Annotated in this window: 17 protein-coding genes; 8 read left to right on the forward strand and 9 right to left on the reverse strand. The window is 40.4% G+C overall.

Translation table 11 applies throughout. The features are described 5' to 3' along the window. Positions 1–35 precede the first annotated feature (35 nt). The 3 genes from BGL89_RS00580 to BGL89_RS00590 form a co-directional block, all read right to left on the reverse strand. Positions 36–455, reverse strand: a complete 420-nt coding sequence (locus tag BGL89_RS00580) for a type II toxin-antitoxin system VapC family toxin (RefSeq protein ID WP_286823689.1) — start codon at positions 453–455, stop codon at positions 36–38. Further along, complete coding sequence (locus BGL89_RS00585) at positions 455–691, reverse strand: hypothetical protein (RefSeq protein WP_286823690.1); 237 nt, start codon at positions 689–691, stop codon at positions 455–457. The genes BGL89_RS00580 and BGL89_RS00585 overlap by 1 nt, the downstream gene beginning before the upstream one ends. A gap of 146 nt (positions 692–837) precedes the next feature. After that, complete coding sequence (locus tag BGL89_RS00590) at positions 838–1,032, reverse strand: type II toxin-antitoxin system PemK/MazF family toxin (protein ID WP_353743901.1); 195 nt, start codon at positions 1,030–1,032, stop codon at positions 838–840. 731 nt (positions 1,033–1,763) lie between these two features. Here BGL89_RS00590 and BGL89_RS00595 point away from each other — a divergent pair. The 8 genes from BGL89_RS00595 (at position 1,764) to BGL89_RS00630 (ending at position 8,497) form a co-directional block, all read left to right on the forward strand. Then, positions 1,764–2,075, forward strand: a complete 312-nt coding sequence (locus BGL89_RS00595; protein WP_002734613.1) for a carbon dioxide-concentrating mechanism protein CcmK — start codon at positions 1,764–1,766, stop codon at positions 2,073–2,075. A 66-nt stretch (positions 2,076–2,141) separates the two neighbouring features. Continuing rightward, positions 2,142–2,483 (forward strand): carbon dioxide-concentrating mechanism protein CcmK, encoded by a 342-nt coding sequence (locus BGL89_RS00600; protein ID WP_002733426.1) that lies wholly within the window; start codon positions 2,142–2,144, stop codon positions 2,481–2,483. 32 nt (positions 2,484–2,515) lie between these two features. Continuing rightward, entirely contained in the window at positions 2,516–2,827 is a 312-nt protein-coding gene (gene ccmL / locus BGL89_RS00605; protein WP_002759323.1) for a beta-carboxysome shell vertex protein CcmL, read from the forward strand. A gap of 70 nt (positions 2,828–2,897) precedes the next feature. Then, positions 2,898–4,856, forward strand: coding sequence for a RuBisCO small subunit-like domain-containing protein (locus BGL89_RS00610; RefSeq protein WP_286823693.1), 1,959 nt, complete (start codon positions 2,898–2,900; stop codon positions 4,854–4,856). Between the two features lie 131 nt (positions 4,857–4,987). Further along, positions 4,988–5,650: a beta-carboxysome scaffolding protein CcmN gene (ccmN, locus tag BGL89_RS00615; protein WP_286823695.1), complete on the forward strand. Its 663-nt coding sequence runs from the start codon at positions 4,988–4,990 to the stop codon at positions 5,648–5,650. A 551-nt stretch (positions 5,651–6,201) separates the two neighbouring features. Next, a complete protein-coding gene (locus tag BGL89_RS00620) occupies positions 6,202–7,617 on the forward strand; it encodes a form I ribulose bisphosphate carboxylase large subunit (RefSeq protein ID WP_002753365.1) in 1,416 nt (471 codons plus the stop codon). Between the two features lie 130 nt (positions 7,618–7,747). Further along, complete coding sequence (gene rcbX / locus BGL89_RS00625; RefSeq protein WP_286823696.1) at positions 7,748–8,146, forward strand: RuBisCO chaperone RbcX; 399 nt, start codon at positions 7,748–7,750, stop codon at positions 8,144–8,146. 15 nt (positions 8,147–8,161) lie between these two features. Then, positions 8,162–8,497, forward strand: a complete 336-nt coding sequence (locus BGL89_RS00630; RefSeq protein ID WP_286823697.1) for a ribulose bisphosphate carboxylase small subunit — start codon at positions 8,162–8,164, stop codon at positions 8,495–8,497. A 67-nt stretch (positions 8,498–8,564) separates the two neighbouring features. Here the strand turns inward: BGL89_RS00630 and BGL89_RS00635 are convergent, their stop codons facing one another. From BGL89_RS00635 to BGL89_RS00660, 6 genes are all read right to left on the reverse strand, one after another. Then, positions 8,565–9,575 carry a DUF4435 domain-containing protein gene (locus tag BGL89_RS00635; protein ID WP_286823698.1) on the reverse strand — a complete coding sequence of 337 codons (1,011 nt, stop codon included), beginning with the start codon at positions 9,573–9,575 and terminating at the stop codon, positions 8,565–8,567. A gap of 23 nt (positions 9,576–9,598) precedes the next feature. Beyond that, the gene (locus tag BGL89_RS00640) at positions 9,599–11,038 is read right to left on the reverse strand and encodes an AAA family ATPase (RefSeq protein WP_286823699.1); all 1,440 of its coding nucleotides are present in this window, start codon (positions 11,036–11,038) and stop codon (positions 9,599–9,601) included. 427 nt (positions 11,039–11,465) lie between these two features. Beyond that, positions 11,466–13,772 (reverse strand): dynamin family protein, encoded by a 2,307-nt coding sequence (locus BGL89_RS00645; RefSeq protein ID WP_286823700.1) that lies wholly within the window; start codon positions 13,770–13,772, stop codon positions 11,466–11,468. Between the two features lie 12 nt (positions 13,773–13,784). Continuing rightward, complete coding sequence (locus BGL89_RS00650) at positions 13,785–14,582, reverse strand: hypothetical protein (RefSeq protein ID WP_286823701.1); 798 nt, start codon at positions 14,580–14,582, stop codon at positions 13,785–13,787. Further along, entirely contained in the window at positions 14,572–17,043 is a 2,472-nt protein-coding gene (locus BGL89_RS00655) for a dynamin family protein (protein ID WP_286823702.1), read from the reverse strand. The genes BGL89_RS00650 and BGL89_RS00655 overlap by 11 nt, the downstream gene beginning before the upstream one ends. Positions 17,044–17,136: 93 nt before the next feature. Next, positions 17,137–17,628 (reverse strand): DUF29 domain-containing protein, encoded by a 492-nt coding sequence (locus BGL89_RS00660; RefSeq protein WP_286823703.1) that lies wholly within the window; start codon positions 17,626–17,628, stop codon positions 17,137–17,139. Between the last annotated feature and the right edge of the window lie 128 nt (positions 17,629–17,756).

Below are 17,756 nucleotides of genomic sequence, written 5' to 3' on the forward strand. Positions count from 1 at the left end.
GCAACCCTGGAAGTTCTTAAGTGCTATATTAAAGATCAAGAAAAGCCGTCGTAAAACGACGGGGTTTTAACCCAAATTTTCGATAAATGGGTAATGTTAGAAGCTTTCATGACAGCAAGAAGCCTAATATCATGGGTGCGTTTTCCTTTAATGTTGTAGATGGTGACTAATTGAAACCAAAGGGGAAAAATATCCGGGGTTTCTGCAATTAATGTCAAGTTATCTAATAAATCATTGACATAATTTGTAGCTTGTGCTGGAGTCGAACCTAAACCATTAACATCAAGGGGTCGGGTTGCAACTACCCAAAATTCAATTAAAACTTGAGGAATAATAACACATTCATTAGCTGTTTCAACGATTTGAGTAATTACATTATTAGCAAGAGAATAAGTTGCTGAAGACGTATCAGCCGCCCGAAGCAAAATGTTAGTATCCAGTAAATATTGAGTCATTAGTCTTCATACATAGTGTCACGGTGTAAAGCTTCATCAGGTAAATTCGCACTTGTTTTAGGAAGTTTAGCGATTACTTTCTGCCATTTTTGAGCTTTTTCCTGGGGAGTGAGACTATAATCTGGGGAAGGGAGGGAAATTTTTGAGGTGAGAGATTCGGTGAAGGATAACACTTCTTGTTGTTTTTCTAAGGGAAGTTTTCTTAGGTTTTTAATGATAACTTGTTCAATGTTCATTTGACTTAGACTAATAGGCAACCATATCAATCATATCTCATGCCGCAATTTCTCTATATTTAATAAATCTTTACATTCCTCTCCCTAACTAGGGATGCACCTGGGACAATTGAGATATTTCCTCTTTGCGAACTATAATCCAAAAATTAGTAGTGAAAAAATTCAACCAAGCGATCAGCCACTAACATTGCCATTTGTTCGTCGAGATGGCTAATTTGGGCGACGATTCTGGTTTTGTCAATCGCTCTAATTTGGTCTAAGGCAATACTGCCTTGCACATTTTTTTGATCAATCGGGATTCTGGTTGGGTATTTTTTAACCGTACTGGTGATTGGAGCAATAACTTAGGTAGATTTTTGGTTTCTGTAGTTAACCCCAAAGGCGATTGAACACAACAATACACATTATCACATCCGCAACAGTATCAAAAGCTACAATTTAACAAGATCGCTCTACTTTCAAGCAGAAAATGTACCTAGTGGTGAGTCAATTTTTTCTTAGAAGCGACCTGCAGTAAGGATTTTGTCAATTTTTTAGTATTTCTGTCTGGGGGAAGTGCAGATATAGTATAAAAAAATTATAAAAAAGGCGAAATCAGGGAAAATAAGGCTTTTATCTGCCAATAAATCCGGCAGAGACAAGCAAGCCGCCAAGAGAGAAGTTAAAGCAGAAATCGGCTCAGAGCAAAGGTTTCGGCGGTAAATCTCCTGAGAATTGCTGAGGCTGATGAGCGAAATCAAGGAATGATTAACTTTCGTTAACCTGAAGATGAGAAATAATCATAATGTTTTATATTGTCAAAGGTGTCATAGTTTCCTATGCTTTTTTTAGGTTGATAATTTTGCCTGACTCGTCAAATTTTTACCAACCGGCCCTAGAAAATAAAAATAGTGGATGAAAACGGTCACGATCGAGATAAAATTCAGGATGGTCTTACCCACCTTGCCACGATCCCGACTGCCACCAAAGCTAGAGCAGGAAAAGTAACAAGGAAAGAATTTGACTGAAACAAAGTTGATAACGCTAACGAAATTAATAGTTTAGTTTGGCTTGACAAGCGAGGAACAAAAAAATGCCAATTGCAGTAGGAATGATTGAAACCCTAGGATTTCCCGCCGTTGTGGAAGCGGCCGATGCCATGGTCAAGGCCGCCAGGGTGACTCTAGTGGGTTACGAAAAAATCGGTAGTGGTCGCGTCACTGTCATTGTCCGGGGAGACGTTTCAGAAGTGCAAGCTTCTGTGGCTGCTGGAGTGGAAAACGCCAACCGGGTTAACGGAGGACAAGTGCTATCTACCCATATCATCGCTCGTCCCCACGAAAACCTCGAATACGTGCTGCCCATTCGCTACACCGAAGAAGTAGAGCAATTCCGCAGCTATTAAACACCGTTGATCGGGGTCAGCATCTATAGAGTCGAAGAAAGCCAACCATTAGGAGACAAAAATATTATGTCAATTGCAGTGGGCATGGTGGAAACCTTGGGTTTCCCGGCCGTCGTCGAGGCGGCTGATGCCATGGTGAAAGCCGCCCGCGTAACCCTAGTAGGTTACGAAAAAATTGGTAGTGGTCGCGTCACCGTCATCGTCCGGGGGGACGTTTCGGAAGTACAGGCCTCCGTATCGGCGGGGACAGAAGCGGCATCTAATCGTGTTAAAGGTGGTCAAGTCCTCTCGACCCACATCATCGCCCGTCCCCACGAAAACCTCGAATACGTTCTTCCTATCCGTTATACAGAAGCCGTGGAACAGTTTCGTGAAAGTGTTAACCCGCAACCTTTAAGACGAATCTAGAGCGCAACTAACTTTTAGTGTAAACAAATTCCATGCAAATTGCCAAAGTTTGCGGCACCGTCGTTAGCTCCCTGAAACCGCGCAGTATGACGGGAGTGAAACTTCTGCTTTTGCAATTCATCGACGCGCAAGGGCAACTTTTGCCTAAATACGAAGTAGCGGGTGATATTGTCGGAGCAGGGATTAATGAATGGGTGCTAGTGTCCCGGGGAGGAGCCGCCCGTATCGAAGACGGACAGAACAATCGCCCCCTTGACGCGATGGTGGTGGGGATTATTGACACGATAACCGTAGAAAATCGCACCCTCTACAGCAAGAGGGACGAATTTCGTCAATCTGGTTAAACATCGATAGGACCCAAACACAGTTAATTAACAACCAGCCAGCCAAATTCAGTATGGAGGAAGACTAACTATGGTCGTCCGCACAACGGCGGCTAGTCCGAAAAAGCGGACCAAATCCCCAGAGGAAACGCACATAGACGAGAGTGCCAAAGTGCACACCTTCTCTAACCTCAGTGGCGCTATCGAGATCGGGGCGCGAGTGGTGATTGCTCCGGGGACTTCCATCCGCGCCGATGAAGGAACCCCCTTTCACATTGGCGACGACAGCAAAATTCAGGACGGAGCAATCATCCATGGTTTAGAAAAAAGCCGTGTGCTGGGAGATGACGGCCGAGAATATTCAGTGTGGATCGGCCGGGGCAGCTGTATCACCCACATGGCACTCATTCACGGGCCTGCCTATGTGGGCGATCGCTGTTTTATCGGTTTTCGCTCCACCGTCTTTAACGCCCGCATCGGGGCTGATTGCATCGTCATGATGCACGCCCTCGTTCAAGACGTGGAAATCCCCGCCGGGAAATTCGTGCCATCCGGTTCCGTGATCACCAGCCAACAACAGGCTGATCGCTTACCCGATGTCACAGAGATCGATCGAGCCTTCACCCGTCACATTGTCGATATCGACCTCGCCCCCAGCGTCCCGGTCAAAGCCCAAGGACCAGCGACTCCGCCACCGGCAGCCGCTATAAACATCGCTAATGAGACGCTATATAGAAATTCGGTGACACCTATGAGTTTAAATACAAACATTCGAGCGCAGGTTCGCTCCCTCCTCTCCCAAGGCTACAAGATCGGCATCGAATACGCTGACAAACGCCGCTTTAAAACCAGTTCTTGGTTAAGTGCCGGCTTTATCGACGGCAGCCGCGAAGAACAGGTATCCCAATCCCTAGAAGCCTCCCTGAGAGACCTGCAAGGCGAATACGTCCGCCTGATCGGAGTCGATCCCGCCGCTAAACGGCGCATACTGGAAATGATTATCCAACGCCCCGAAGACACCCCGGGAGAACCTGCCCGCACCACCACCGCCGTCCACGGCGGTCATGGCAACGGTAACGGCAATTCAGACCTGTCCGTACAAGTGCGTTCCCTGCTCGCCCAAGGGCTGAAAATCGCCACTGAACACGCGGATAAACGCCGTTTTAAAACCAGTTCTTGGTTAACTGGACCGGCGATCGAAACCAAGAGCGAAGCGGGCATCATTCGCGATATTGAAGCGATCGTGACTGAAAATAGCGATGAGTACGTCCGCCTGATCGGGATCGACCCGCAAGCGAAAAAACGCGTCGTCGAAATGATTATTCACCGCCCCGGCAGCGCCCCCGCTAGTAACGGCAGCGGCAAAGCCAGCAGCTACAGCACCCCCGCCAGTAACGGAGCCAGTTATAGCAGCAGTGGTAGCTTAAGTGGCGAAACGATCGCTCAAATTCGTTCCCTGCTCGCCCAAGGCTACAAAATCGGCACCGAACACGCGGATAAACGCCGGTTTAAAACCAGTTCTTGGCAGAGTTGCGCCCCGATCGAAAGTAATCGCGAATCCGATGTAATTACTGCTTTGGAAGATTGTTTACGGGAACATAGCGGCGAATATGTCCGCTTACTCGGTATCGATGCTAAAGCCAAAAAACGGGTTTTAGAAACGGTAATCCAGCGCCCCGATGGTTCGGTGGCTAGTAATGGCAACGGTAAAACCGCCACCGTTGCTGAACCGAGTTTCAAAAGCTATGCTGCCGGTTCCTCCGGCGGCGGTACTGCCACTTTAACCAGTACCTTAACGGCGGAAACGATCGCTCAAATACGTTCTTTATTGAACCAAGGTCACAAAATTGGCAGTGAACACGCGGATAAACGTCGTTTTAAAACCGGTTCTTGGCAAAGCTGCACCCCGATCGATAGCAGTCGCGAATCCGATGTGGTGGCCGCTTTAGAAACCTGTCTGCGCGACCATCAAGGGGAATACGTCCGTCTGATCGGGATTGACTCCCAAGCGAAACGCCGTGTTCTCGAATCGATTATTCAACGCCCTTAATTTCAGGACTCGGCGATCGGTGAAGGGAGATAGGTGTTAGGTGTTGGCGGATCGGGAAAAATCCCCGAAACTCTAACCCCTACCCCCTAACCCCTGATCACTGATCAGTGATCACTGAATAACTGTCAATTATGTCCTTACCCCCCGTTCAACCTATTAGCCGCTCGGAATTCTATGTCAATGGTGATGTAACCATTGATGAGAGTGCGATCGTGGCTCCGGGGGTGATTCTCCGAGCAGCCCCCAATAGCCAAATAATTATCGGTGCGGGTGCTTGCCTGGGTATGGGAACGATTTTAACCGCCTATCAGGGTGTTATTGCTATCGGTGCGGGAGCAATTTTAGGTACAGGAGTTCTAATAGTCGGTCGGGGTGAAATCGGTGAGAATGCCTGTATTGGGTCAACCACAACGATTTTTAATGCTTCTGTGGCAGCGATGTCGATCGTGCCGTCCGGTTCCCTGATCGGAGATACTTCCCGTCAAATTACCATCGAGGTGTCAGCGACCCCATCGGAACCGGAAAGACCCCCTTTACCGGAACCGCAACCCGTAGTCAGTCAAGTGTCCCCAGTGCCGTCAGTGGAGGAAGCGGTGGCCGAAACCGTGGCCAGTCCTTGGGATAGCGAGGAAATGGTCGCCGAGGCCAGTCCTCCAGAAACCAGAGAACAAGCATCTACTACTAACCGACCGAATCAAGCATCTGTGGTCGGAAAGGTCTATATCAATCAGTTATTAGTCACGCTATTTCCAGAACGTCATCGTTTTAATGGCAACAATAACCATAATTCTTGAAGGGGAAAATAATCGTTCACAAGCCAAAAATCTCAACAATAATTACTGAGTAATTAGACCTAATTTATCTAGAGTTCACTGCTGTCTAACTGTCCTCTAGGTACTGGGTATAATTGCTTATAAATCCAGTTAATATTTAGCGATTGCCGACAATTTTTTGAGGTTGTAATTATTGATAATCTTCCTCAATTAAAGAGTAGTTTTAATCGCTCAAAGCCTGATGAGCAGAAGTTTCTGCGTGTCAATCAGGTAAATTTTTGTTGATTTTTTTGTGTTTTTGTAGAGATTATCAAAGTTAGATGACGACAGATTAAAGAAACTAATCGCCCCGAGAAAAAAAAACAATCAAAATTTTAGAGATAGGGAAAAAAAATGATCAGAATAGGATAAAGTTCGTGTTAAGATGATCAGTTGAAAAAAACATTAGTGAAAATTGCTCCCTAACTTCGCTCCTGGCAGCAGGGGAAAGGAGCTTAAGAAAAATCTATGTCGGTTGACGGCGAGATTTTACAGGTGCGACTAATCATGCAGTTTATGGAGGAATAATCCCAATGGTGCAAGCCAAATCCAAAGGTTTCCAGGCCGGCGTAAAAGACTACCGCCTGACCTACTACACCCCCGACTACACCCCCAAAGATACCGATCTACTAGCTTGCTTCCGGGTGACACCCCAACCCGGAGTTCCTCCTGAAGAAGCAGGTGCGGCAGTAGCGGCGGAATCTTCCACAGGTACCTGGACCACCGTTTGGACCGATAACTTAACCGACCTCGATCGCTATAAAGGTCGTTGTTATGATATCGAACCCGTACCCAACGAAGATAACCAATTCTTCTGTTTCGTTGCCTATCCTTTAGATCTATTTGAAGAAGGTTCCGTCACCAACATCCTCACCTCGATCGTTGGTAACGTTTTCGGTTTCAAAGCTCTACGCGGTCTCCGTTTAGAAGATATCCGTTTCCCCGTCGCTTTAATCAAAACCTTCCAAGGTCCTCCCCACGGTATCACCGTTGAACGGGACAAATTAAACAAATACGGTCGCCCCCTACTCGGTTGCACCATCAAACCCAAACTCGGTCTTTCCGCTAAAAACTACGGTCGTGCCGTTTATGAATGTCTCCGCGGTGGTTTAGACTTCACCAAAGACGACGAAAATATTAACTCTCAACCCTTCATGCGTTGGCGCGATCGTTTCCTCTTTGTCCAAGAGGCGATCGTTAAATCCCAAGCAGAAACCAACGAAGTTAAAGGACATTACTTAAACGTAACCGCTCCTACCTGCGAGCAGATGATGCAACGGGCTGAATTCGCAGCCGAAATCAAAACCCCGATCATCATGCACGACTACCTCACCGGTGGTTTCACCGCTAACACCACCCTGGCGAAATTCTGCCGCGACAAAGGGTTACTGCTCCACATTCACCGGGCAATGCACGCGGTTATCGACCGTCAGAAAAATCATGGTATCCACTTCCGCGTTTTAGCTAAGTGCTTACGTCTCTCTGGTGGTGATCACCTCCACTCTGGAACCGTTGTCGGTAAACTCGAAGGTGAACGCGGAATCACGATGGGTTTTGTTGACCTGATGCGTGAAGACTATGTAGAAGAAGATCGCGCTCGTGGTATTTTCTTCACCCAAGACTACGCTTCCTTACCCGGGGTAATGCCGGTTGCTTCTGGTGGTATCCACGTTTGGCATATGCCCGCGCTGGTGGAAATCTTCGGTGACGATTCCTGCTTACAGTTCGGTGGTGGAACCCTCGGCCACCCCTGGGGTAACGCACCCGGTGCCACCGCTAACCGTGTGGCTCTGGAAGCTTGTATCCAAGCTCGTAACGAAGGTCGCTCCTTGGCCCGCGAAGGTAACGACGTTATCCGGGAAGCTTGCCGTTGGAGTCCTGAACTGGCTGCCGCTTGCGAACTCTGGAAAGAAATCAAATTCGAGTTCGAGGCTATGGATACCCTCTAATACAGCCCTTCAGAAGGTTGTTAGCAGTTATCGGTGGAAAATAATGCCGGGGACTTGCCCAAAATCGGCAAGCAGTGGTTAGAATTTCAACACTGATAACTGCCTAGCCAATAACTGAAAACTGTATAAAATGTATCTGAAAAAAGTTGTTCAAGATACCGCGAAAGTCTTACAAAGTTACCTAACTTACCAAGCGGTTCGCACGATTATCGATCAATTGTCAGAAACTAATCCGACTTTAGCTATTTGGCTGAGTCACTATACTTCTAGCCATTCCATTCAGGATGGCGAGGCCTATATTGCGGGGTTAATGACTGAGAATAAAGAGTTAGTTTTGCGGATCATGACGGTAAGAGAACATTTAGCCGAACAGGTTTTAGAGTTCTTGCCAGAGATGGTAAAAACGGGAATTATTAATGACAATACCGAACATCGTCGGCAACTTTTGGAACGTCTCACCCGTACTGCTATAAGTCAACCAGAGACATCGGAATTAAATCTCGATGTTGATGATCTACCCAACCCATAAGGAATCAAGAAACCCATGAAAACTTTACCTAAAGAGAAGCGTTACGAAACTCTCTCCTACTTGCCCCCCCTCACCGATCAACAAATTGCTAAACAAATTCAATACATGATCGATCAGGGTTATATTCCTGCTGTGGAATTTGAAAAAGATCCCAAACCCGCAGATTATCATTGGACGATGTGGAAACTGCCTTTATTCTCTGTTTCTAGTCCCCAAGAAGTTCTTAATGAAGTTCGCGAGTGCCGCACCGAGTATTCTGATTGCTACATCCGCGTTATCGCTTTTGACAACATCAAACAATGTCAAACCATGAGCTTTATTGTTCATAAACCCAATGCCGGCCGCTACTAATTTAGCTTTCATCTAATTATTAACTGTTGAGGGGGGTTCTTAAACCTCCCTTTTTTTCTATCATTTGTTATTGAAAATCGTTGATTAACATCCAAAAACACTTGATTGGAAAATCATTAAGGTTATCACCTTGAAATTCTACAGATTGATTTCTAACCCAAGCATTTGCTACTGTGCGGAAGCGTGTGTCTTTATGTTGATTAACTTTCTCGGCTTCTTGACTAGGATTTTTCCGAGGATCCGATAAGTCTAAGGCTGTTATATAAAGACATTTACTATAAACAACAAACATAAAATTAAATCCTATATGTCCATGAGATAACCATCTTGAGGTTTCAATGTCACATTGATTGGTCATATTCAAATAGACTTCAAATTTATTAAATAGCTTTTGAATCCGAAATCGATCTAGGTTTTGTTTTTCATTCAGTATCTTACGCCATTTTTCTAAATCAATTTTCAGAGATGTGGAGGTGATATCTATACACTGCCAATTTACTGAGTTAGCAATAAGCTTAAGTAAATTTTCTGATAAACCTGCTAAACTCAAAGCACAAGCTATTCTGAGAGTATGCTCAAATTTAGATTCAAAAATTTCAAATGCTTCTTGATAAAAACTACTGACTAAATAATCGTTGAATGCCTTTCTCAACGTTGATATTTCAAAAAAATAGTTTTCAATTGAATGACCTCTACTCCAAATTAATCTCTTGTTAATTTTATGAGTTTTAATATGATCTTTTAAATCATTGCTCCATTCAAATTCTCTAAATTCTCGATCAACAAAGCCCAAAACTCTATTGTTAACATCTGGCGGCTCTTGGGCAACTAAATCACAGATTTTTTCTATCTTAGCTCTATTTCCTAATTCTCCTTGTATTCGCTCCGCAGTATCAATAATAATTTTTTTCAATAAATATAATTTTTCTGCTGAAATCTGAGCTTCATTTTGTTTTAAAAGATTACAAATAATAGTAAAAAAATCCTCATCATCGGCTCCTTCTAGCAACAAAAACCTATCATTTGACATAATTATTTCAGTAACGTATTCTTCAGGAGTTAACTGTAATCCGTTCATAAAGTCGATACTTATCTAAATTTTTAAAAGGGAATGTTTTCAAAATCATCATCATCTAGTATATACATTTGATCTTCACTGTCAAGAGTATCAGTATTTATATTAGCGTTTGCCGTTGGTTGTAGTTCAAGTTTTATCATTCTCTCTCGATATTTGGATGCAATCACAGCAGAATGAGTACAAATAATGAGTTGTTTCTCATCAAGTTGTTTAACCATTTCTGGTAATAATTTACGCTGCCAATCGATGTGAAGTGAAATTTCAGGTTCATCAATTAAAACAACCCTACCACCTGTCATGTGACTGGCGGCATAAATTAAACCTACGACTTGTCTTTCTCCAGAAGACAAAATTTGCAGACTATGAATAGCTTCTTCATCACCAATTTTAACACCTAATTTCCCTCTGCCTTGAGGTAAGCTTGTAGAACCTATTTTTAATTGCTTTCTCTCTAAAAATCCATTGACTGATTCAAGATATCTTTCAATAGTATAATAAGCTGTTATTTGTGCATCTAGTCTTTGTTGAAGAGAACTTTTATACACTGATAAAACTCTACTAGCAATAGTTTTGTATTTTGGCTCTGATTCAAAGAATCTCAACTGTTCTATTAATTTTTTATAAACATCATCTGATTGATCACGATTAACTTGAAAAGGTGAATTTTGCAATTTTTCCGAAAGTTCTATTATTTCTGTAATAACTTCGTCTGAATCTTTTGTATTATCGTCTGTCTCAAATGATTGAGAAATAACTTGAGAAAATTGAAGAAAAGCTTGTGAAAGCAAATTTCTATCAAGACTAGCAATTTTTAATTGAGCTTCTGTTAATTCTGAATTAATATGTTCTTCTATTTCTATCGGTGAAGGATACTCAAGTCTAGGGACAAATTTCCCAAATAGAATCCGAGCTAATTCGGTTGATCTGGCGGAACTTCTTAGAACTTTTCTAAAATTAGGTGATCTTCGGGCAAAATGTCTAATTTCATTTTCATCTAAGGTAGCCCATGCCTCAATCATTGTTCTAAAAGCAGGGAAATAAGTTGCTTTTAAGTCAATATCTTGCTTCTTCTTAGAAGATGATGGATAATAACGTGCAGGCAATAAAATTTCGCTATTTTCTTTTTGCTTTTCTTCTTCTAATAATTCTGCAAAACTGTAAGAATCAACTTCTTGATTATTAACAAAGACTTTTGTTACTGTTTCTTGAGGTTCTTGAGGAGAATTCTGCTGTTTTATCAATATTTCCGTATCATCATCTAATGTAATGGTTAATTTTTGAAATTTTAAATAGCCAAAACGTCTAAAATCTTCGTTGACGGCATTAGCAAGAATATGCAATACAGTGGTTTTGCCTGTGCCATTACTTCCATGAATAATATTAATTCCATCTTGAAAATCAAGATTAATATCAAATCTTCCATGTATTCCAATCGCTTCTAAACGCTTAATAAATCGAGACATACCTTTAATCTCCTATGACAGTCTCAAACGAAAATTATAATCTAATATGAAACTTTTCTCAAGTTTTTTCCTAAGCTGATCCGAACGGGTAATAATAACTAACACTGAGAGAGCTTATTTTAGTGCGATCATCGACCTTGACCTTGGTAAATTCTTGTCTAATCCTTTGAATTAGTCGATACTGCTGCCGATTCAACCCAAGGAAACCCCGAATAAATCTAACGCCTTTTGTTGCCGAGGAGAATTACGATTAGGGAATTTTCCCCTAAACTTTCCCCACTTGTTTATTAAGAAATATTATAATAAACATGGGTACATACAGAAAAGTTAATGGGTGTATCCATTGATGGATAAGGGTTTTTGGTTATTATAGTATATATGTATGAAGTATCGTCGCAATAATAGCGGTGCTTTGCTATAGCTAACGCTACTGAGAGGAACTATTTCTTTTCAAGGCAATTGCTAATTGTCTCAGTCGTTCACTAACTTCTAAATTAAATTCTTGAGATTTCAAATTAGCGGGTAATTCTGCTACAAGCTGAGGATTCTCTTTATACCATTCGTTTTGAGCGACACCTGCCCATGTTCCTTCTTTTTCTCGAAAAATATCCACTAATCCTCTTAATTCTTGAATACAGTAGGACTCAAATCCTGCGGCTTCAAAAATACCATTGCGTAGATATTCTTCAAAAGCGTTAATATCATTAGTTACTTCAAAGGTAACAACCTCTCTGGGTGGGGTTAATTGGTCGGCTAAATCGATAACTGTATCTACCGTCATTCCGATAACGTTTTTGGCAATTTCTGTTACACCTAACACCTGTTGACGAAGACTAGGATTAAAGAGTAAATCAGAACCATATTTAACGTATTTTTTTAAGACCCTAAAAGCCGGTTCATCTCCTTGATAATAGTTATCAATCAGTTCCACATCAGCCCCCAATAATTTGACAATTTGGCTGCGGGTATCACTGTTAACAGGACCGCGAATTAATGCTTCAGCAACGGGACGAGCAAATCTTAAAAATAACACTGATAAACTATTTTCTAAGCGAGTTAAAAACTCCTGTTCTGAATAACCAATAAGTCGTTCTTTTACTTGAGAACTTCCCCATAATAAAGAGGACATATAATCGACTAATTTTAAGGCTTCATCTTTTAATTCTGCCGCTAATTGTCGAGCAAGGGCAGCCAAAAATGTTCTAACATCCCCATATAAGTCATCCCGCCAAGCATAATTAGCTCTTACCTTGTCGAAGTCTGGAAAAGAATTTGCGTCAAAAATAATTTCTTTTTTTCTTAAAGTTTCTTGTCTTAATTTTGCCATTTCACTGGCTAACAATTGCCTATAGCGGTCTTTGAATTTTTCGATACTACTGGAAGATTCGTTATTAACTTTTTCTAAGGGTTTGTTAATGACAGATGTTTCATAAAAATTTTGTAAATCAGCTTTTATCTGTTCCCATTTTCTATGCCACCATTCTGAAAAATCAATTCTTCTTCTTTCTTCTTCAAAGCGTTGTGCTTCCTCAGGATTTTCGGGAAATCTTTGACTGACAAGATGATGAATGTCCTCTGAGGTGCTGACAATTTTATCAATGGAAGCTTCACAGCGTTTCTTGAGAATTGCCACTCGCTCAGTATTAATATAATTAAAGATTTTTTGTTTAATTTCAGGGATTCCTGTAGCTTGAGTTTTTAACATTTCATCATCTATAATTCCAGTTAAAGTTTTTAATTTATCTTGAATATTGCTGGCTTGTCCGATTTCTAATTGAGTATGTTCTTCCGCCAGATTATTTAAGATTAAATAAGCTCCTGCTGAACCAGAAACAATGCGATTAACAGGTAAATTAGCGCGTTTTAACCAATCCTGAGAGGCTTCTGTAATATGAGTTTTAAGGGCTTCTGGGCTACCGAGAGAGTCAATATGACTTAAAAAGACAAATAATTTATCAGCAATGGTGACATTCTTATCACCTTGTTCGGTAAATTTAATAATTTCTAATTCGGCTTCTCTAATACTGCGAAAACGCTGAATTACGATGACTGCATCACAGTCGGATAACATTTGTTGGGCTTCATCAACGTGCTTGGCTAACCCAGAATCTGAACCAGGGACATCATAAAAGACGATTCCTTCTGCTTGAGCGAGTTTATTAGTATAAAGTCGGGCTTCTAGGACTGCATGGGCGTATTTTTCATCGGCAACGTATTTTTTTAGTTGTTCTCGGATGTCTTCGAGTCGAGTAAAAGGAATAACTAAATTACCTTCCTTTCTGACTTGTTGTAGGGTGATTTCGTTTTCTCTAATGGTTTTTAAGTCTTCTTTTGCGCCAACGGTTTCTAATTCTTTGAGAAGATGAATAAATTGTTCTTGGGTGCGGGTTTGCACTTCTAATCTTTGTTCAGATTCGCTTTTAACGGAATAAATTTGCGTGGTGGTAAAGGTACATCTTCCTCCTTTGGCAGGAAGTAAATCACATTCTAACCAGGCGTTAATAAAGGTACTTTTTCCTGCCTTTTCTAAGCCAACCACAGCGATACGAAATTCTCTTTTTCTCAGTCTTTCGAGTTGACGGTTAGCAGGTATTGCCTCTTGCAGGAGGATTTCTGTTAATTGAGAGGGAACTTCAGCTTGGGGAAGTTTGGCTAAGTCAACAGCAAAATGTTGGATATTTAAGACATCACTGAGACGGGTTTCATAGTAGGATGAGGCAGATTTCCAATCCATTAAATTAACTCCTTAAATACGGTTGAATGATTTGAGAACAGACGCATCTCTCAAGCGACCTAGCTGTATAATTTTACCCTCTGTATCCTTAGGTATATCCCTTTTAATAACATACTTAGTTTCTGCCCCAATAATATCTTGTCCATTGGGTATGTCAATCCTAATATAAAATTTAAGTTGGCTGTCTTGTAAAATTTCTTGATTAATAACATCTATCATTTGTTGTTCAGCTTCCTCTGTTCTAATACATAAAAACTCTGGGGCAGATTCAATTAGTTCAATGATTTTCTCTCTATTTATCCGCTTTCCTACAGTTAAGCCATAAACTGCTGATGCAGGAACAGCTAGACAAATCGCTGTAGGAATGGGTTGGCTAGGAAGTACAGGATGAATTGTGTTTTGTTTGCGGGAATCCCCTAACAATTTTTGAGTAAAATATGTTCCGATTAAGATAACAGCAGCGAGTACAATTAATTCCATTTTGTCCTTATCATTATCTACTGATTTACGAAGTGGTCTGGAGACATTTTTAACGAGTTCTCCCCCCATTTTAAGGATAGAGAATTCTTTAACAGGTTTTTGTTTATTGATAGAAATTGTATATATAATATCATCAGATAAATCTAAATCTTCATCTAAAGAAGCCTTTTTTTTAATATCATATTCTTGACAAAGTTCCTGGGCTTGGCTTTTATTATCTAAAATCAAATAAATGACAGAGCTTAAAGTCCCTACTTCCTGACTTTTAATGTGAGGAAAAACTTGTTCAAAAATTTGCTGATATCTGGTTTCAAAGTATTCAACTACCACTGGAATCAGCCTCCTTTTCAAAATTTCCTAGTCGAGAAAATTCCTCTTCTAATCTTTTCGCTCTTTGTTGCATAGGTTGCCACACATTTTGCTGTTTTTCATAATCAAAAGTAATCTCCTGTCTAGCTTTTTCTAGTCTATCTCGATACTGATCAAGAATATCATTTTGAGTTTTATCTACACTTTTTTTTAAATCGTCAATTTGTGCTAATAGCCATTCTATTACTTGTTTTAACATCTCAGGTTCAACTTCTTTTAACTGTTTTTTCCAGTCGGCTAAAATTTGTCCTATACTTGGAATTTTTGCATTTTCACTGGATCGTTTTTCCTTTTTGGGAACTATCCATAACCAATGTTTCCAAGTTCTGCATTTTTCGGTATATTGTTCTTCTTTAATTTCAAAGTCCGAATCAAGCCTAACAAAATCAAATTTTAGATCATTTGTAACTTTGTTTAACTCGGATTCTGGAAATCTAATCACAATATCAGGAGCGCGTTCATTAGAACCTTTTTCTAAATAAGCAAGATGACAGATGAATAATTCATTTACTGCTTCATACATTCGCTGAATCTCTTGGGTAGAAATTTTATCCAACACTTGCGCTATAATCAGACTAAGATGAATAGACAGTTCGTTAAGTTCATAATTTTTTTGCTTAAGATTCTCTTTTTCTTCCTGAGTTTTTGCAACTACATTTTGTCCATTTTTGGCGAAATAATAACTATAGCCCAGTTGGATTAATCTTCTCAGATTACCCTCTAGCAAGTTAACATTGACAATATTAGCTTTTTTAAAATTAGGATGGTCTAGCGTAACTATGCCATTTTCTAAAGATTCTGCAACTGCTTCTAAAATCTGGTCAACTCCTCTCCCCAGAGCATTTCTCCAATCATAGAGAGGGACTAATTTTTCTTCAATTTCATTATAAGGTTCAGTAAATTGAAGATCGGTAATAGCTTCTGTTAATATAGAAAGGGGATCATCTTCTGTTTGTTGGTTTAAATACTCCTCACAGTTTTGTTTAATTTTTTCAAAAGGCTTTCGTAAATTAGCATCACTCACTTGAAGAAATTGATCTAAGGAAGATTTAATCCATGAGATTTTTTCGATTTCCTGTTGATAATTTTCTTCCGAACTGTTAAGAATTGCCGTGGTAGTTTGTACTGCCCATTGTCCAATACTATTTCCCGCCGCTACATTAAATTTTTCTAGAGCTTGGGGAATAACTAATTTAGGAAAATGTTCTGCTATGTGCTTGCTTAGTTTGTCTTCAAATTCTTCTGCATAGGATTGTTTGAATAACTCTTTAGCAATTTGTTCTTGTTGAGAGATAGTCCATTGTTTAGGATCAAGACTTAAGTTTCCTCGCTTCATCATTTCCTTAATTAAAACTTGAAAGTTATCTATGGCTTGCTCATGGGGTTTTAATACTTTCTCAAGTCTAGTTTGATCATGCTCTGACCAATTTTCTTCTCTCTTAGGTAATTCCTCTAACAGCTCCTGAAGCAATTTTTTATTATCCTGAATTTGTAAAGCTAATAAGGCTGGCCATGTACTCAGTTTTACAATTCTCAAATTTTCAATATCTTTTGTATATTCTCTTAAATTCTCGATCAGTTTTTCCTTAATGTTTTCAGTCGTTTCTTCAATAAACTCACCTTCACTTTCTTGCCAATCATCATCTGATCTGAATATATCAATTCGATTTAAAATAAATAGCATTCGTGCAGGAGAGCCTCCTAAATCTTTAACTTGATTAACAACTTCTGATAACAAATTATCAACTTTGTAAGGATCTGTTTCTGCGCTGTTATATGTTACTAAACATAAAGCTTCACGACATTGTTTTATAATCCCAAGATTTCCCTCATCTCCTACATAAGAGAACCCAGGTAAATCTAATAACTTAACTCTAACCCCTTTAGGCAATTCTAAGAAACTTTCATCTTTAACCAGTCTAAAAGGATAATAAATAATAGATCGAGGATAAGCTAAATCAGGTTGTTTTTTTCTGGCTTTAATATAAGCCTTCATTAACTGTTTTAAGCGACTATAAATATCTTCATCGCTAATCTTTTCCCATTTCCCGCATTCCCACAATGCTCCAGGTGTTTCTTCAATAATTAAAGTCTTTTCTTCGCTATACTCAATGGTAACTGTTCCTGCACTCATTTCTCGCTGTGCCATCGGTACAATATCAGCACCACACAGGAGATTCACTAAGGTACTCTTACCACTGCTCGTCGTGCCAGTCGTCGCTAAAATCAGGGTAGGATGGCGCAATTCATTGATTAACACTTCTAAAGCTTTCTCTAGGTTACTAGAAAGTTCGTGGATTTCACCATGATAGGATTCAGGCAAATGCTGAATAATCTCCGTTTTGAAGTCACCCCAATAACCCGCTAGAAGGTTAGCTTTATTTTCCACTGCTTGGAAAACTTCGTAAGATTTTTGACCCATAATACTCTATCGCTGACAGAATAAGCCGATTCAAGAATAAGCTACAACTTCATTATAACGATAATTTTCTTTCTTGCCTTTAATTATCGTGTTCTAAACTGGTAAAAAATCAAAATCTATAATTTCTGCAAAGGTGTAAGGACAAACTTGCGGAAACGTATCCAAAGATAAACCAGTTTTTTTGCTCACCGATCGCTTGGCTTTATTATAAATTATATCTAGCCTAGAAGCCCCATAATTGTAGAGGGTTTTTGACTGGAATAAAATTTCTAGTTCTAGACGAAAATTATCGATTTCATCGGCCAATCCCTGGCCACAATTACCTTTTTCAGTCAGCCAATACTGATACATCAATAAATGTTTAACGGTTTGAATTAGATAGCTTTCCACTTGGTTTCTTTGTTCTCTCCCCCAATCTTCTATCTCCGTTAAAAGATGTTCCCAATCTAAATTTTTCATCTCCCCGCTTCGAATTTGTTCGGTGGTTCGCTCAATCCACAAAACAAAGTCCTGATCATAAAGCTGTTTTAATTCTTCCACCTGCATAGATTTTTGAGATTGAGCCGCGCTTTTATTATTAATCATCGGAAATTTTGGGTCTGAAACCCCGCCGTTCTACGGCGGCTTTACGTTAGAATTAAAAGGCCAGTCTCGAAAACCAAGTGGACGGCGCAGCACCTTGAAAACTCGGCTTAGGGGGTTCCGACCAGAAA

Origin of the sequence: Microcystis sp. LSC13-02, assembly GCA_002282935.1 — a bacterium.
In the GTDB taxonomy this organism is placed as follows: Bacteria; Cyanobacteriota; Cyanobacteriia; order Cyanobacteriales; family Microcystaceae; genus Microcystis.

Bases quoted from the DNA above. Each gene is read 5' to 3' on its own strand.
- BGL89_RS00660 (WP_286823703.1), bottom strand. From the start codon at position 17,628: ATGATTAATAATAAAAGCGCGGCTCAATCTCAAAAATCTATGCAGGTG.
- BGL89_RS00640 (WP_286823699.1), bottom strand. From the start codon at position 11,038: ATGTCTCGATTTATTAAGCGTTTAGAAGCGATTGGAATACATGGAAGA.
- rcbX (WP_286823696.1), top strand. From the start codon at position 7,748: ATGTATCTGAAAAAAGTTGTTCAAGATACCGCGAAAGTCTTACAAAGT.
- BGL89_RS00635 (WP_286823698.1), bottom strand. From the start codon at position 9,575: ATGAACGGATTACAGTTAACTCCTGAAGAATACGTTACTGAAATAATT.
- ccmN (WP_286823695.1), top strand. From the start codon at position 4,988: ATGTCCTTACCCCCCGTTCAACCTATTAGCCGCTCGGAATTCTATGTC.
- BGL89_RS00600 (WP_002733426.1), top strand. From the start codon at position 2,142: ATGTCAATTGCAGTGGGCATGGTGGAAACCTTGGGTTTCCCGGCCGTC.
- BGL89_RS00585 (WP_286823690.1), bottom strand. From the start codon at position 691: ATGAACATTGAACAAGTTATCATTAAAAACCTAAGAAAACTTCCCTTA.
- BGL89_RS00580 (WP_286823689.1), bottom strand. From the start codon at position 455: ATGACTCAATATTTACTGGATACTAACATTTTGCTTCGGGCGGCTGAT.
- BGL89_RS00645 (WP_286823700.1), bottom strand. From the start codon at position 13,772: ATGGATTGGAAATCTGCCTCATCCTACTATGAAACCCGTCTCAGTGAT.
- BGL89_RS00630 (WP_286823697.1), top strand. From the start codon at position 8,162: ATGAAAACTTTACCTAAAGAGAAGCGTTACGAAACTCTCTCCTACTTG.
- BGL89_RS00620 (WP_002753365.1), top strand. From the start codon at position 6,202: ATGGTGCAAGCCAAATCCAAAGGTTTCCAGGCCGGCGTAAAAGACTAC.
- BGL89_RS00595 (WP_002734613.1), top strand. From the start codon at position 1,764: ATGCCAATTGCAGTAGGAATGATTGAAACCCTAGGATTTCCCGCCGTT.
- BGL89_RS00655 (WP_286823702.1), bottom strand. From the start codon at position 17,043: ATGGGTCAAAAATCTTACGAAGTTTTCCAAGCAGTGGAAAATAAAGCT.
- BGL89_RS00610 (WP_286823693.1), top strand. From the start codon at position 2,898: ATGGTCGTCCGCACAACGGCGGCTAGTCCGAAAAAGCGGACCAAATCC.
- ccmL (WP_002759323.1), top strand. From the start codon at position 2,516: ATGCAAATTGCCAAAGTTTGCGGCACCGTCGTTAGCTCCCTGAAACCG.